Source organism: Oceanobacillus sp. M60, from assembly GCF_053839645.1.
The window spans coordinates 1-14,331 of record NZ_JBSSNH010000003.1 but is presented as its reverse complement, the minus strand read 5'-3'; the positions used below and the strand labels follow the sequence as shown (position 1 = coordinate 14,331).

15 protein-coding genes, 2 tRNA genes and 1 rRNA gene are annotated in these 14,331 nt (G+C 38.1%); 6 read left to right on the top strand and 12 right to left on the bottom strand.

What is annotated here, in order from left to right:
* The first annotated feature begins 292 nt into the window (after positions 1–292).
* A complete protein-coding gene (locus ACW0TQ_RS07880) occupies positions 293–997 on the top strand; it encodes a CPBP family intramembrane glutamic endopeptidase (protein WP_042532533.1) in 705 nt (234 codons plus the stop codon).
* Position 998: 1 nt separating this feature from the next.
* On the top strand, positions 999–1,193 hold the full coding sequence (locus ACW0TQ_RS07875) for a DUF4305 domain-containing protein (protein ID WP_042532532.1): 195 nt from the start codon (positions 999–1,001) through the stop codon (positions 1,191–1,193).
* A 118-nt stretch (positions 1,194–1,311) separates the two neighbouring features.
* On the opposite strand, the gene ACW0TQ_RS07870 is transcribed toward ACW0TQ_RS07875, so the two are convergent.
* Entirely contained in the window at positions 1,312–1,947 is a 636-nt protein-coding gene (locus tag ACW0TQ_RS07870; RefSeq protein WP_042532530.1) for a redox-sensing transcriptional repressor Rex, read from the bottom strand.
* 356 nt (positions 1,948–2,303) lie between these two features.
* On the opposite strand from ACW0TQ_RS07870, the gene ACW0TQ_RS07865 reads away from it, so the two are divergent.
* Positions 2,304–4,238, top strand: coding sequence for an ABC-F family ATP-binding cassette domain-containing protein (locus tag ACW0TQ_RS07865; protein WP_042532528.1), 1,935 nt, complete (start codon positions 2,304–2,306; stop codon positions 4,236–4,238).
* 117 nt (positions 4,239–4,355) lie between these two features.
* Positions 4,356–5,516 carry a CBS domain-containing protein gene (locus ACW0TQ_RS07860; RefSeq protein WP_212928806.1) on the top strand — a complete coding sequence of 387 codons (1,161 nt, stop codon included), beginning with the start codon at positions 4,356–4,358 and terminating at the stop codon, positions 5,514–5,516.
* A gap of 97 nt (positions 5,517–5,613) precedes the next feature.
* Here the strand turns inward: ACW0TQ_RS07860 and ACW0TQ_RS07855 are convergent, their stop codons facing one another.
* The 8 genes from ACW0TQ_RS07855 to ACW0TQ_RS07820 form a co-directional block, all read right to left on the bottom strand.
* Entirely contained in the window at positions 5,614–6,786 is a 1,173-nt protein-coding gene (locus ACW0TQ_RS07855) for an FtsW/RodA/SpoVE family cell cycle protein (RefSeq protein ID WP_042532526.1), read from the bottom strand.
* A 161-nt stretch (positions 6,787–6,947) separates the two neighbouring features.
* Entirely contained in the window at positions 6,948–7,958 is a 1,011-nt protein-coding gene (gene tsaD / locus ACW0TQ_RS07850) for a tRNA (adenosine(37)-N6)-threonylcarbamoyltransferase complex transferase subunit TsaD (RefSeq protein ID WP_042532524.1), read from the bottom strand.
* Positions 7,955–8,437 (bottom strand): ribosomal protein S18-alanine N-acetyltransferase, encoded by a 483-nt coding sequence (gene rimI / locus ACW0TQ_RS07845; RefSeq protein WP_306432763.1) that lies wholly within the window; start codon positions 8,435–8,437, stop codon positions 7,955–7,957. Before rimI ends, tsaD begins: the two co-directional genes overlap by 4 nt.
* Positions 8,401–9,105, bottom strand: coding sequence for a tRNA (adenosine(37)-N6)-threonylcarbamoyltransferase complex dimerization subunit type 1 TsaB (tsaB, locus tag ACW0TQ_RS07840; RefSeq protein WP_042532520.1), 705 nt, complete (start codon positions 9,103–9,105; stop codon positions 8,401–8,403). Before tsaB ends, rimI begins: the two co-directional genes overlap by 37 nt.
* Before the next feature lie 10 nt (positions 9,106–9,115).
* Positions 9,116–9,562, bottom strand: coding sequence for a tRNA (adenosine(37)-N6)-threonylcarbamoyltransferase complex ATPase subunit type 1 TsaE (gene tsaE / locus ACW0TQ_RS07835; protein WP_368901713.1), 447 nt, complete (start codon positions 9,560–9,562; stop codon positions 9,116–9,118).
* A 12-nt stretch (positions 9,563–9,574) separates the two neighbouring features.
* Positions 9,575–10,540, bottom strand: a complete 966-nt coding sequence (gene thiL / locus ACW0TQ_RS07830) for a thiamine-phosphate kinase (protein WP_455725477.1) — start codon at positions 10,538–10,540, stop codon at positions 9,575–9,577.
* Between the two features lie 216 nt (positions 10,541–10,756).
* Positions 10,757–10,833: transfer RNA gene (locus tag ACW0TQ_RS07825), tRNA-Asp, on the bottom strand.
* Positions 10,834–10,886: 53 nt separating this feature from the next.
* A tRNA-Met gene (locus ACW0TQ_RS07820) sits at positions 10,887–10,963 on the bottom strand.
* A 315-nt stretch (positions 10,964–11,278) separates the two neighbouring features.
* On the opposite strand from ACW0TQ_RS07820, the gene ACW0TQ_RS07815 reads away from it, so the two are divergent.
* Positions 11,279–12,055, top strand: coding sequence for a hypothetical protein (locus ACW0TQ_RS07815; protein WP_042532514.1), 777 nt, complete (start codon positions 11,279–11,281; stop codon positions 12,053–12,055).
* A gap of 163 nt (positions 12,056–12,218) precedes the next feature.
* On the opposite strand, the gene yidC is transcribed toward ACW0TQ_RS07815, so the two are convergent.
* On the bottom strand, positions 12,219–13,001 hold the full coding sequence (gene yidC, locus ACW0TQ_RS07810) for a membrane protein insertase YidC (RefSeq protein WP_455725476.1): 783 nt from the start codon (positions 12,999–13,001) through the stop codon (positions 12,219–12,221).
* A complete protein-coding gene (locus ACW0TQ_RS07805; RefSeq protein WP_042532511.1) occupies positions 12,947–13,321 on the bottom strand; it encodes a hypothetical protein in 375 nt (124 codons plus the stop codon). The genes yidC and ACW0TQ_RS07805 overlap by 55 nt, the downstream gene beginning before the upstream one ends.
* Positions 13,322–13,515: 194 nt before the next feature.
* Between ACW0TQ_RS07805 and ACW0TQ_RS07800 the strand changes: the two genes are divergently transcribed.
* Positions 13,516–14,073 (top strand): DUF1697 domain-containing protein, encoded by a 558-nt coding sequence (locus ACW0TQ_RS07800; protein ID WP_368901714.1) that lies wholly within the window; start codon positions 13,516–13,518, stop codon positions 14,071–14,073.
* A 182-nt stretch (positions 14,074–14,255) separates the two neighbouring features.
* On the opposite strand, the gene rrf is transcribed toward ACW0TQ_RS07800, so the two are convergent.
* A 5S ribosomal RNA gene (gene rrf, locus ACW0TQ_RS07795) occupies positions 14,256–14,331 on the bottom strand; the annotation flags it as partial.

The following is a 14,331-nucleotide window of genomic DNA, read 5'->3' as shown; positions in this document are numbered from 1 at the left end:
CTTGGAAAAAATGCAAGCACGATGATGATGAATTTTTAGAAAAACTTGTATTCGCTTGTTCTTCAGCGAATCCTTCGTTTTTCTTATACTGCTCCATCGTGTTAGAAAAACTTGTATTCGTTTACTTTTTGAAGATAACTTCTACTTTTCACTTTCTGCTTTCTTATTTTAACCCTTGTTTATTTTCTTTTTCAATGTTTCATGCATGATTTGATGTACTTTTGATTATAATTTTCAGTAACAGTTGTGTTAGAATATATCCTATGGCGATAATAGTTGAAGGAGCGTTTTTATGACTCGAAGATATACATATGTCATTCTCACATATATCATTATGCAATTTTCTGTTTTACTTATGGCCCCGCTGATTACATCCATATTTGGTGTAAACCTTGCGCTTGCCAGTATTTATTGGTCTGTCTTTAGTTTCACTCTTGGCCTTGTTATTGTTCTCTGGCTCTTAAAGCCTGATATGCAGGTCCGGGCTCATCCAGATGCTGTCGGGATCGGCGGTATTATTGTCTGGTCTGTTCTGGGAATTATTATGGCCCTTCTTTCACAAGGGCTGGCTGCCACCATTGAAATGGAGCTATTTGGAATCGATCCCGGTTCAGAGAATACCCAAGGCATTATGAACATGGCACGGGCTGTGCCAATTTTTATTGTTCTTCCGGCAATTTTGGCGCCTATTTTAGAAGAAATCATTTTCCGGAAAATTATATTTGGTTCGCTGTATAAAAAAATGAACTTTTTCTTTGCGGCTTTAATTTCTTCTCTTATTTTTGCCGTGATTCATACAGATTTTCTGCATATACTAGTATATGCTGCGATGGGCTTTGTTTTTGCATTCCTTTATGTACAAACAAAACGAATTCTTGTACCTATCATCGTACATGCCGGGATGAACACCCTTGTCGTGCTGGCTCAGCTTTCCTTAGATCCAGAAGAAATTCAAAAACGGCTTGACCAATTACAACTCATATTCTTTGGAGGTTAACATGCATCAGCCTTATTTAATAAAAGCCATTCTTTATGTTTTATTCGGTGTTTTATTTATTTATGTCGGGGTTCTCAGCAAGGGAGAATCCGTCTGGGATACAGTTCCCCTTATATTCGCCGGATTTGCAGCTTTAACCTTCTATGCCGGCTTCCGGATGCTGCGATTCTATTTTAAAGTAAAGAATAAAAAATAAAAAACTAGCTCTTAGGCAGGAAGCTTCTTAAATTTAGAAGTTCTGTAAAGAGCTAGTTTTTTGCAATTAGAAAGCAGAAGATTGGTTAAGAAAACATTATGGAGCTTCTGTGCATATCCTACTCCTCTTCTAAGGAATAATGCTTCAAAAAGTATACAAGTGATTGCAATTCTACTGTTAAATCAATGTGATGGACACGAATATAGTTTGGAACGGTAATACGTGCCGGCGTGAAATTAAGAATACCTTTAATACCGAGCTCCACAAGGCGGTTCGCAGCGGCATCTGCTTCTTCTGCAGGTATTGTTAAAATAGCAACTTCAATTCCGCTTATTTTATCCTCTAATTCATTCACATGATACACGGGAACACCGCCAACTTCCGTGCCTACCTTGGAATCATCCGTATCAAACGCCATCGTGATACGAATATTATTGTTCTTTAAAAAGTTATAATGCAAAAATGCAGTTCCCAGGTTTCCAACACCAATTAAAGCAACATTCGTTATCTCATGCTGGTCCAGTGTACTTTTAAAGAACCCTAATAGATACTCCACATTATATCCGTATCCTTTTTTCCCAAGTGCACCAAAATAGGAAAAGTCTCTGCGGATCGTTGCAGAATCTACTTTAACAGCCTCACTTAACTCTTTGGAAGATACACGCATCTTCCCTTGCTGATATAAATTATTTAAAAATCGGTAATATAAAGGCAAACGCTTTGCTGTTGCCTGCGGGATTTTATTTTGTTCCATTTGAAACGGCCTCTCTTCAATTACTAATGTCTAGGAAAACTTACATGTTAAATTATTTCATTTTTTGTACATGGATACTGCCATAATTTTACACGTTCGCTTTCATTATGTTGTAAATAACGCATTTATTCAATAGTACACACTCTACTATATAATTTTAACAGAAATACAGCCAACATAGCGAACTTTATTATAATTTTATTGTAGCTTCTATTTGGATACGTTACACTGATAGAAGGTATTACTTTCCTTTTACAGGATGGTTCAAGAAGACAGGATAAGCAATAACATGCTCGTCACCTTATTTTCATGTGCTTTTTGAACAGCTTTTTTACGAGTCAGAAAGGATGGCAACGATGATTTTAATGCAACTAAATGGAATCTCTAAATCCTTTGGAGCAGAAGAGATTCTAGCTAATATAAAAATGGAAATAAAAGATAATGAACGGATTGCAATAGTCGGCCGCAATGGAGCCGGAAAGTCAACACTTCTCAAAATCATGGCAGGAGAAATGCCTTATGACGGCGGTGAGATCTTCCAGCCGAAAGACCTGACATTCGGCTATCTCTCACAGCATATGACGTTAGAGTCCGGAAAAACCATCTGGCAAGAGATGCTGGATGTATTTTCGCCTCTGCTTGCCATGGAGAAAAAATTACGTGAACTGGAAGCACAGATGGCAGACGCCTCCAATATGGAAGCATCTGATTATCAACAGCTGCTCGAAAGATATGATACGCTTCAAAATGAATATCAATCAAATGGCGGATATACGTATCAAGCGGAAATAAAATCTGTGCTCACCGGGTTGTCCTTTGGTGATTATGATTACGATACATTAATTACCGATTTAAGCGGCGGACAGAAAACAAGACTTGCCCTCGGTAAGCTTCTACTGCAAAAACCGCAGCTGCTTATTCTCGATGAACCGACGAACCACTTAGATATTGACACACTTACATGGCTCGAAGGCTATTTAGTAAGCTATCCAGGTGCTATCATTATTGTTTCCCATGACCGCTACTTTTTAGACAAAACTGTATCAATTGTTTATGAAATTTCCAGACATCATTCTAAAAAGTTCCACGGAACATACAGTAACTACTTAGCTCAAAAAGCGCTTGATTATGAGCAGGAGAAAAAAGAATTTGAAAAACAGCAGACAGAAATTAAACGGATGGAAGATTTTATTCAGCGTAACTTAGCACGCGCTTCTACGACGAAACGTGCCCAGAGCAGACGGAAAAAGCTTGAAAAAATAGACCGTCTTGATCACCCAGCCGGTGATGAATCCTCCGCATCAATTTCCTTCCAAGTGAACCGGCAGAGCGGAAATGATGTATTAAAAATAAAAGATTTAACCTTTCAATATCCTGATACGGATCAGCCGATTTTCAAAAACATCACGCTGCATGCTAACCGGGGCGACCGTATCGCATTGGTAGGCCCAAACGGTGTCGGCAAAACCACCTTATTAAAAAATATTGTCGGCAAGTATCTGGCAAATCAAGGTGAGATCCAGCTCGGGACGAATGTTCAAATCGGCTACTACGATCAGGAGCAGGCAAACCTTCACTCAAATAAAACTGTTCTGCAGGAGCTGTGGGATGATTATCCATTGATTAATGAGAAAGACATTCGTACAATCCTCGGGAATTTTCTATTCTCTGGCGAGGATGTCTTAAAACCTGTGTCCGCCTTAAGCGGCGGTGAGAAATCAAGGCTTGCTCTGGCAAAATTAAAAATGCAAAAAGCAAATTTGCTTATCCTTGATGAGCCGACCAACCATTTGGATATCGACAGCAAAGAAGTATTAGAAAGTGCTTTAATTGATTTTCCAGGAACTATTCTTTTTGTTTCTCATGACCGTTATTTTATTAACCGGATTGCCGATCAAGTTGCAGAAATGCAGGCAAGCAGTGTAAAAATATATCTTGGTGACTATGATTATTATTTAGAGAAAAAAGCAGAGGAAGAGGAACGAAGGCTGTTACAGCTGCAAAATCAGCAGAAGGTAACAGAAGAACCGGCAGCTTCAGCAAAAAAACGCAGCTTTCAGGAAGAAAAACAGCGTCAGCGGGAGGAACGCAAACGCAAGCGCCGTATTGAAGAGCTGGAAACAAGCATTGAACAGCAGGAAGAAACCATTGCAGCCATTGAACTGGAGATGACCAAGCCAGACGTCTTTGATGACCATAAAAAGACAATGGAACTAACCAATAAATTATCGGCTTTAAAAGAAGAGTTGGATCAGTTCATGGAGGAATGGGCAGAATTAGAAGAGAATTAAGCAATTGATATAATTTTCAGATTGTTGTATACTGAAAACAGGCAGAACCAATGCCTGTTTTTTTACTTAAATCAACATAGTAAACTATTCAATTCGATAAACGGAGGTTGTTATCCCGTGGCGATACCCATCGTTACTTTTTTAGTTTTCATTCTTGCCAGTTTGATGTACTATGCTATCAAAGAAACAATGCTGTCTCAATCAACCGCAGCAGAAGTACGTTCCCATTCCTTTCTTCGTTTCCTTCGCTTTGCCGTGATATTTATCGGCCTTTTCAGCAGTGTATGGCTTACTGCGGCTGTCACTCTTCCGCTTGGTCAGGCTTTCTTTCACTCGGTTTTACCTTTTTCACAAAATCTAAATGAGTTTATGATTCTTTTTGGCTCCAGTCTGCTTTTATTTGGCTTGTGGGTCAGCTTAGGACAACTTTTGCCTAAATGGCTGGCAAATCATCATTCTCAGTTTATTGCACAAGGATTATCTCGGCTGATTCCCCATACCTTTACGAATAAAATGAGTGAGGAAGCAACATGGTCAGATAATCATCAGGAAGCTCAAAATATTATCGAATTCAGCGGCAAGGATGTAGGTGAAATTGCAACGCATCGTACGGATTTAACCGTTCTGCAAATAGATGCAACCATGGAAGAAGTATTTGCTGCTGTGCAAGAAACCGAATTTACAAGAATACCAGTTTATGATGAAGATATTGACGAAATCGCTGGGATATTACATGTAAAAGATTTCTTTCGAAGTATGAAATCAGGTGGATCTCCTGCTTTCTTTACTCTTCATCATATTATTCGCCCTGCTGTATACATCAGAATGAATCAAGAAATGGATGAAGTTTTTAAGGATATGAGGGAAAGAGATTACAGCATCGCCATTGTTCTCGATGAATTTGGAGGAACATTTGGGTTAATTACTTTGGAAGATATTATCAGAGACATAGCGAAAGACTTGTTAGGAGAACAGAAGTCAATGGCAACAGAGTCAAAGGACATCCTGCCGCTTTCCGGTAATCGTTATCTGATTAACGGGTCGGTCAGCCTGTTTATATTAGAGGGAACACTTGGAATCACTTTTCCAATCGATACACCGCATCAGACGTTGGACAGCTTTTTATCGGAATTAATGAAACAGCAGCCTGACAATCCAAACACGATACACTATAAGCATTTATTATTTACTGTACATTCTGCAAAGGACAATCCTATTGAATCTGTGGTTGTTACAGTATATGATGAGGATTTGATGGGACAGCAATTTACCGGCTGATTTTATATAAAATAGAAAGAAGTGCTTGGATATGGTATTCCAAGCACTTCTTTCTATTTTAATTACATGTTCAAATTTTGTTCCTGATGCCATCCTTTTATTTAAATAAATAGTCATTCTGTATCGTTTCTTCCACAGCAACGCGATAAACGACCGCCATACCCAGCATGGTCGACATCACCGAACTTCCTCCGTAGCTTATCAGAAGCAAAGGAATCCCGGTAACTGGCATGATTCCTACTGTCATGCCAATGTTTTGAAAGACGTGAACAAGCATCATGCTCAAAAAACCAAAACAGAAATAAGCGCCAAATGGCGAGTGCTTATAAATATTTAAGCCGAGCGTTACCAGTTTATATAAAAGCATAAAATAAAGCAGAACAACAAAAGCGCTGCCGACAAAACCAAAGCTTTCTCCAATAACAGAGAAGATAAAATCAGTTTGGGCTTCCGGATAATTTACTTCCACGCTTCCTATTCCCTTACCAAATAATTGCCCTGACCCGAGCGCCATATGTGAGCGTTCAAAGTGATAATTAGCATCTGGTGACTGCTGTGACGGGTCAAACCATGTCATTACACGATCAATTTGATAGGGCGCTACTCCAATTGTCTCTTCCGCAAATTCCGGAAATTCAATGATAACGAATAAAGCACTGGCTATAACAGCAACTCCTACAATAATTAGAGAAAAGATGATTCTCCAATTAATCCCGGATAAAATAATCAGCATGCCGGCAATAAATAAATATACCATGGCCGTACCGAAATCCGGCTGCAGCATAATTAAAAATACCGGGATAGCTGTATACAGTAATAGCTTACCAAGAAGCTGTATATCAGTCTTTAACGTACTTACTTCAAATTTTTCTTTATGTCTGCTGATGACTGCCGATAAAAATAATATAGTTGATATCTTAACGAACTCTGCCGGCTGCAGCGTCAATCCTGGTATAAAGGTATACCAGCTTTTCGCACCGTTTATTTCTCTCGCAATAAAGTCTGGACTGATAGGGATAAGCGCCAGCAGCACAACCCCGCCTATATAAATGTAGAGGCTTGTTTTATATAACTGCTCTAAGTCTAAAAACTGAATAGCAGCAATCATACCGACTCCAATTGCGTAAAAGAGCATTTGCCGTATCAGAAAGTTTGTACTATATTGTTCCAGCTGCTGTGCATTGTACACGGCCAGAAAGCTTATTATTGCGAAAGCAATCAATAATAAGATTAAATCGGTTTGAAAATAATAATTTTGTTTTTTATTCATCGGATTCCCACCAAATTTCTCCTGTCGCTACCCTTGATTTTCATGAGCCAACCTCATAAGATAAGCTGTTATCATTAATGATAAATTCAACATAATCCATTATGTTACATAAAAATCAATCTGCATTCTTGCAAATCACAAGCTTTCATTATTTACTATTTCTATTCTAACATTAAAGAAGGATTTGCGTTTAAATCAAGTGCTTTAAATTTTTCTTTTTCATACAAAATCGTTCCGGCCGCCGCAATCATAGCGGCGTTATCTGTACATAAATGAATCGGTGGAATGTACAATTCCGTATCTGTATGATTAAAACGATTTTTCAAGCTTTGCCGCAAGCCTTTATTCGCTGCAACACCGCCCGCAACAATGACCTGTTTCACCTTATACTCCTGTGCTGCCCGGTATGTTTTTTCAGTCAATACGTCAATTACACTTTGTTGAAAGCTCGCAGCAACATCTGCGGGATTCAGGGTTTCCCTGCGCTGTTCAGCGTTATGGAGCGTATTGATAACTGCTGACTTTAAGCCGCTGAAGCTAAAGTCATAGCTTCCTTCTTCCAGCCACGCACGCGGGAAATCAATCGTATCCTTCCCTTCTGCACTTAAACGGTCAATTTGCGGCCCTCCCGGGTAAGGAAGCTTCAGCATTCTTGCTACTTTATCATAGGCTTCTCCAGCCGCATCATCTCTTGTTTCACCAATTAATTCATAATCATAATGATCTTTCATAATAACCAGCTCTGTATGCCCTCCAGAAACAATCAGGGCCAATAACGGAAAAGCAAATTCATTTTCTAAACGGTTTGCATAAATATGCCCGGCAATATGATGAACACCAATAAGCGGTTTATTTTTTGCAAAGGCAAGAGCTTTCGCAGCATTGACCCCGACAAGAAGGGCGCCTACTAAGCCCGGGCCTTCTGTGACTGCAATTGCATCGATATCCTCCCAGGTTACGTCCGCCTGATTCACTGCTTCCTCTAAAACCATCGTCATTTGTTCGACATGATGTCTGGAAGCTATTTCAGGAACCACACCGCCGAATCGCTTATGGCTTTCAATTTGTGAGGCAACCACATTTGAAAGTATTTCACGTCCGTTCTTTACAATCGATGCAGCCGTCTCATCACAGCTTGTTTCTATACCTAATATCATTGTATCTTTTTTCATTTTAAATTCACCCACATTACAATAGCATCTTCAAAATTATCCGTGTAATAATGCTTTCTAATCCCGCCAGGTACAAGCCCGAATTTTTTGTATAGAGATTGTGCAACGGTATTTGAAACACGAACCTCTAAGGAGAGACGCTCCACCCCGTTACCGGTCATAAATGTCGTAACATATCCAAACAGCTTTTCCCCGATTTTGCGCCCGCGCATATCGGGATGAACAGCAAAATTTGTAATCTGCCCATCTTCAAATACAACCCATGAACCAATATAGCCGACAATTCTGTCCCTTAGGCAGGCTACAAAATAATAAGCATGATCATTTTCACATAGCTCTTTATGAAAAATCTCTGCATCCCACGGTCCTGTAAAAGCAGCTTCTTCCACTTCCATTACTCCCGGAACATCCTCCAGATTCATCTGACGAATAACAAGCTCACTCATGAATCTGCTTGTTCCTTCTGCTGTTTTTGCCAATTTGCTTCTGCCTCTGCCAAACGAAGATAGTTCGGAACGAGCGCATGCACAGAATCAGCTTCTCTTTCTCTTCCCAGCAAAGCCAAGTGGGCTGCTCTCGGGAGCTGGAATGATGAATCAGCAATCACAGCCTTATCCTGTAAATGCTCTTTAATAACTTCTTTAAATGCCTCGATATCCTGGCTTAAGAACAAAACGTTTTCTCCCGTTTCTTTCAGTTTTGCCAGCCATTCTGTCATTAAAATATTTTCTTCTTCCATTACCGTTTCAAGCTCTCCATTTTTCCATCGATACGCCCCTGTATAAACTAAACCGCGTCTGGCATCAAAAAACGGACAAATGATTCCATCAAATAAAATCCCCTGGTAAGCGAATGCTTCCAAGCTCGATACACCGATAACCGGTATGTTTAACGCCCAGGCCATTGTTTTGGCTGTAGCCAGACCAATTCGAACACCTGTAAAAGAACCGGGGCCTTTCGCAACGACAATACGGTCTAATTCAGATGGAGTGATATGTACATCCTGCATCAGCTTTTCCACCGCCGGCATTAAACGTACGGAATGGTTCTTAGCAATATTCGTAGTGATTTCACCGATTAATTGTTTATCTTCTAATAATGCCACACTTAAAACCTGATTGGAAGTATCCATCGCAAGTATTTTCATAAAAAAACTCCTAACTTAATGCTTTGACAACTTGTTCAAAATGCTCCCCGAAAGGAGTAAGTGTTATTTCACGCTGATCCGCATCTTCTGTATAATGCAGTTTGATATCCAGCCGTTCCTTTGGAAGAAAATCTTCAATAAAGCTTGCCCATTCAATCACAGTGACACCATCTCCAAAGAAATAGTCATCAAAGCCGATATCCTCCATCGAATTTTCCAAACGATACACATCCATATGATAAAGCGGCAAACGCCCACGGTATTCCTTTACAATTGTAAAAGTCGGACTGCTGATATTCCGCTTGATATCTAATCCCTGTGCCAGACCTTTTGTAAACGTCGTTTTCCCGACACCTAATTGACCTTCAAGCGTCAAAACATCGTTCGGCTGTAATTTTTCAGCCAGGCGGCAGGCAAAATCCTGTGTATCTTTTTCTGTTTTTAATAGCCTCTGCATCAACGCATTCACCTACTTTAAATGTGTATATCCACTTTTCATTAATTTTTTCGTCTCTCCATGCGTCTGAGTCTGAATGAGAACACATGGCTCTTCTGCTTCACGGACATAGCCAATCTGCTGGATAGGCGTATCTGTCTGGACAGCAATTTCCTGTACTCGCGGCCAATGCACCTCTGACACAGTCCCCAGGAGCTCAAAGTCTTCTCCTCCTGACAGCTTCCAGTCATACTGCTGCTCTTTGGAAAACTGTTGAAAACTGTTAGAAACAGGAATTTTTTCTTCTATAATTGTAAGCTCCACATTGGAAGCCTCTGCTATTTCATTTGCTTCACTTGAGATACCATCACTGATGTCATTTAAAGCCACACGGTCTATCTCACATAATCCTGATGCCAATGCCACTCTCGGATTCGGCAGGCGATGACGTTCTATATAGTAGTCTTTATCTTTACATTCCTGTCCTTGCAGCAATATCTCTAATCCTGCTCTGGAATCTCCTAAGGTTCCAGTCGCAAAAACAATATCATTTGGCTCTGCATGGCTTCTGTATCTTGCTTTATTCTCTGGCACGTAACCCATTGCTGTAATCGAGATCATCAACCGTTCACTCGATACCGTATCTCCGCCAATCAAGTCCATTTGATACATCGATGCCAATTCATGCATTCCTTGATAAATCTCCTCTAACGCTGATTGTTTCCATTTTTTTGGGATACACATCGACACCAAATAAAAGGCGGGCTCTGCTCCCATAGCTGCTAAATCACTAATATTGGCAGCCAGTATACGATACCCAATATGAAAGGGAGCCATTGTTTCTAAGGAAAAATGGATATCTTCCACAAACGTATCTACTGTGGTGACAATATCAGATGTGCTGCGGAAAACAGCAGCATCGTCCCCGATTCCTTTAATCAATGCAGGTTGATTATATGTATTGGGTTTAATGGCGTTAATAAATGAAAATTCATCCATGCTATCACCAATTCCTTTATTTTCTACTATTTATCATAGCAAATCAACGGCAAAAAATAAAAATTTATGTCATGCAAATCAATATAAATTATTCCGACGGCCTGTTTTTCTTATTTTCACACACCTAAGCATGCTTGCTTCATTTATTGCATTAAAAAAACACATGTTTCTCATCGGAAACCATGTGTCGCTGATTACTATTATTTTTAAAAATCATGGCGGTCCGGACGGGACTCGAACCCGCGACCTCCTGCGTGACAGGCAGGCATTCTAACCAACTGAACTACCGGACCTAAGTATGTATTCTCTCTTATCCAGTACTTCGATGGTGAATCTGGATCTTATTTGGTTGCGGGGGCAGGATTTGAACCTGCGACCTTTGGGTTATGAGCCCAACGAGCTGCCAGACTGCTCCACCCCGCGATGTGAATAATCAATTTTTTTCAATGCCTTATTTAAGGACAAGATTTATTATATCTCTTTTTAGAGAATAATGCAATACCTTTTTAAAACTTTTTCATTTTTATTTGCTTATCTATAAGTTTATCCAGTAGAAGCGTTATTTATAACTGTTTTGGAGAATGATGAAAGATTGTTTACAAGCAGTTATATGTTTTCTTTAAAACAGTTATTATCATTTAAAACAGCATCTGATACAATTTGTTAATAAGTGACATTTATCTTATATACATTTCTAGCTTCAAAAATTATTAAATAAGAAATAAGGAGAATATTGAATTGACTTTTTTAACCCTTTTTATCCTGATTTTGCTAATCATACTTCCACTTATTGCATATGTTTTTTTCTCAGTCTATAAAGAAAAAAAGCTTAGATTACTTTCTTATTACTTAATGGAAGCTATTACTATTTTATTGCTCACAACGATTGGTCATATGTATTATTATTACGTTTATAATTTGAATGTTTTACCAAATACTAAAAATTTAAATACGATGATTTTTATCCTATTAGGCGTAACGATCATCCTCTATATTTTTAACAGTATCTCCAGCAGATTAAAAAAAACAAAAAAAGTATCTATTCAAGCGGTCGCTGTTTTCTTTCTCATCATATTACTCTTTCTCACTTGGATAATTCCTTTAGGACATAAATATTTATATGTGAACAGGCTGGATACAAAAGAGGAATTATTTGCAAACCCAAATGAAAAAAGTGTAGTGACAGATGAAGATAAGAATATGATGGTAGCACTCATTGACTCATCATACGATCCATTAACGCGGCCGCGTACCGGCAGAACATATGATAATTATTTTCACATAAGAAATAACGGAAGCACTCCATATAACGGAAATATTTACTTAACACTGTTTAATGAAGATAATGAGACTACCGATGTAAAATTGTTTAAAGATGTAACCGTTGGTCCAAATTCTGAACAGCTCCTTATCGAAACAAGAAAAAATTCGTTTCAGGCCAGTGAGTGGAACGAGCAGTCTTTTACTACAAAGCAAAAGGTTGAAACCTTTGAGGCGTTGATATCAGGCAAATAAATCGTTTATCTGATAATGCCTGAAAGATGAATAGACATTAATAAAACGCTTATTTCATCTATTAGATTAGACAAAATAAGCGTTTTTCAGAGCATGTTATCAACTTGACTTCAGTATGGAAAAGAAATTGATATTTTTTATATTCCTTTATCAGTCTCTTTTACTAATGCACATATTTTTTTATAATCAGTGTCTGTACAATCATAAACATTCCGCCGACAGCCCAATACAAAGGCAAAGCCGCAGGTGCATTTAAAGAGACCACTCCAATCATAATCGGGGATATAAAGCTCATAACAGCCATTTGCTTTCGCTGCGTTTCATCCATACCAATCAGACTCACTCTTGCTTGAAGATAGTATATGAGTACAGCAAAAACAACAAATAAAATATCTGTTTCTCCTAAACTAAACCATAGAAATGAGTGCTCAGCTATTTCCGTAGTCCGCATAATAGCATAATAAAACCCCAGAAGAATAGGCATCTGAATGATTAGCGGCAAACACCCCACAGCCATCTTTACCGGATTAAAATCATGCTTTTTATAAACTTCACTAAGCTCTCTCTGCATGCTTAGCTGATCTTCTGTACTGCTCTTTCCTTTATATTTCTTTTGAATCTCATCCATCTCAGGCTTCATAACTGCCATTTTCTTTTGCGAGTCTTTACTATTCTTTGACTGGCGAATAAAGAACGGCATTAACACAAATCGGATAATAATTGTAATCAATACAATAGCAATTCCATAGTTACCCTGAAATAAAGAAGCAATCTTTTTTATTAGCAGAGAAAAGGTATATACAAAATAATGATCAAAGAACCCTGTTGATGAACTGTCAATAGGTGTGTTATTACCTCCACACCCTGCAAGTACAAAGACTAACAATATTACTAAAAAGAAAAACCTGTATTTTTTAAAGGCTGTGAGTAAGCCATGTTTTCCCATAATTCTCCTCCTCTTATTTTAAACTCATTTTTAAAATAAGAGGATACATTGTCCATTTTATCATCTTTTTGGTCGACTCTTTTAAATGTGATGATGAGCCAAATCAGAAAGGGTTCATTAATAATTAAGGTCTTTCTCATTTGATTCATATTAATTTTAATATTTTGGTGTTTACTGCCAAAAGAGTATTCATAGATAACCGGAGTATTATGATGCAGATTAACAAAATACATAATTCCCATCGTCATCAAAATAACACCAAAATACATATAAAAGATGGAAGAATCTATGAAAGCATTATTAAACAATTCCAATAACATACTTACTCACCTCCTTCACATATTAATGTTTAAGCTGATTATAATTATATCAAAAAAACAAACGATTTCCTATCTGCATCTGCTTCAGAACTAGAGAGTTTATTATTGGTTTCTTTTTTGTATTGCTTCAGTCAATAGAGTAAAATAATAAAAAGAATACTGGACTACACTGATACAAAAGGAGTTGACGGGCTATGACAGGATATATTGCATTGTTACGAGGTATTAATGTAGGCGGAAAAAATAAGATTAAGATGGCGGAATTGCGAGAATCCCTTACAGCAATAGGTTTAAAAAACGTTCGAACATATATACAGAGTGGAAATATCTTATTTCAATCCAATAAGCAGGAAAAAATTATTAAAGAGGAAATAGAATATAAAATAATGCAAGATTATCAACTTTCCATTCCTGTGATTTTGAGAACCTCCGAAGAATGGGAACAAATAATGAAAGCTTGCCCCTTCTCTGCAGAAGAGATTACAAAAGCTGAAGCAGATTCTACAGGAGAGAGTCTCTATGTAGCATTTTTTCCAAGCAATCCGTCTAAAGCTAATTTAGTAAGTTTACGGAAATTCCAAAATGAAAAAGAAAAATATCATATTCAAAACAAAGAAATCTATCTTCTATTTTATGATAGTATCCATAACTCTAAACTGGCAAATCAACTTCAGAAACTAGATACCCAATCTACAACTCGTAATTGGAAAACAGTTAATAAATTAGCAACAATGTCCAAAATAACGGAATAAAAAAGGCTAAGGTAAAAGCATTTAAACTTGATAAACTTCGAAATATTGATTATACGAGTAATTGCAACACTTTTAGCCAGTCAGACAAGCTCATATATATACTGAGCTTGTCTTTAGTGTATTAATTAATGTTTACTTATGCAAAAAAGAGCTAAGCATGATGCTTAACTCTTTTTCAATATGCCTGGCAACGTCCTACTCTCGCAGGGGGAAGCCCCCAACTACCATTGGCGCTGAAGAACTTAACTTCTGTGTTCG

Excerpts from the sequence above, each read along its gene's own strand:
- ACW0TQ_RS07855 (WP_042532526.1), bottom strand. The coding sequence starts at position 6,786 with ATGAATAAAAAACAAAATTATTATTTTCAAACCGATTTAATCTTATTA.
- tsaD (WP_042532524.1), bottom strand. The coding sequence starts at position 7,958 with ATGAAAAAAGATACAATGATATTAGGTATAGAAACAAGCTGTGATGAG.
- yidC (WP_455725476.1), bottom strand. The coding sequence starts at position 13,001 with ATGGGAAAACATGGCTTACTCACAGCCTTTAAAAAATACAGGTTTTTC.
- tsaE (WP_368901713.1), bottom strand. The coding sequence starts at position 9,562 with ATGCAGAGGCTATTAAAAACAGAAAAAGATACACAGGATTTTGCCTGC.
- ACW0TQ_RS07870 (WP_042532530.1), bottom strand. The coding sequence starts at position 1,947 with ATGGAACAAAATAAAATCCCGCAGGCAACAGCAAAGCGTTTGCCTTTA.
- tsaB (WP_042532520.1), bottom strand. The coding sequence starts at position 9,105 with ATGAAAATACTTGCGATGGATACTTCCAATCAGGTTTTAAGTGTGGCA.
- thiL (WP_455725477.1), bottom strand. The coding sequence starts at position 10,540 with ATGGATGAATTTTCATTTATTAACGCCATTAAACCCAATACATATAAT.
- ACW0TQ_RS07800 (WP_368901714.1), top strand. The coding sequence starts at position 13,516 with ATGACAGGATATATTGCATTGTTACGAGGTATTAATGTAGGCGGAAAA.
- ACW0TQ_RS07880 (WP_042532533.1), top strand. The coding sequence starts at position 293 with ATGACTCGAAGATATACATATGTCATTCTCACATATATCATTATGCAA.
- ACW0TQ_RS07865 (WP_042532528.1), top strand. The coding sequence starts at position 2,304 with ATGATTTTAATGCAACTAAATGGAATCTCTAAATCCTTTGGAGCAGAA.
- ACW0TQ_RS07805 (WP_042532511.1), bottom strand. The coding sequence starts at position 13,321 with ATGTTATTGGAATTGTTTAATAATGCTTTCATAGATTCTTCCATCTTT.
- ACW0TQ_RS07875 (WP_042532532.1), top strand. The coding sequence starts at position 999 with ATGCATCAGCCTTATTTAATAAAAGCCATTCTTTATGTTTTATTCGGT.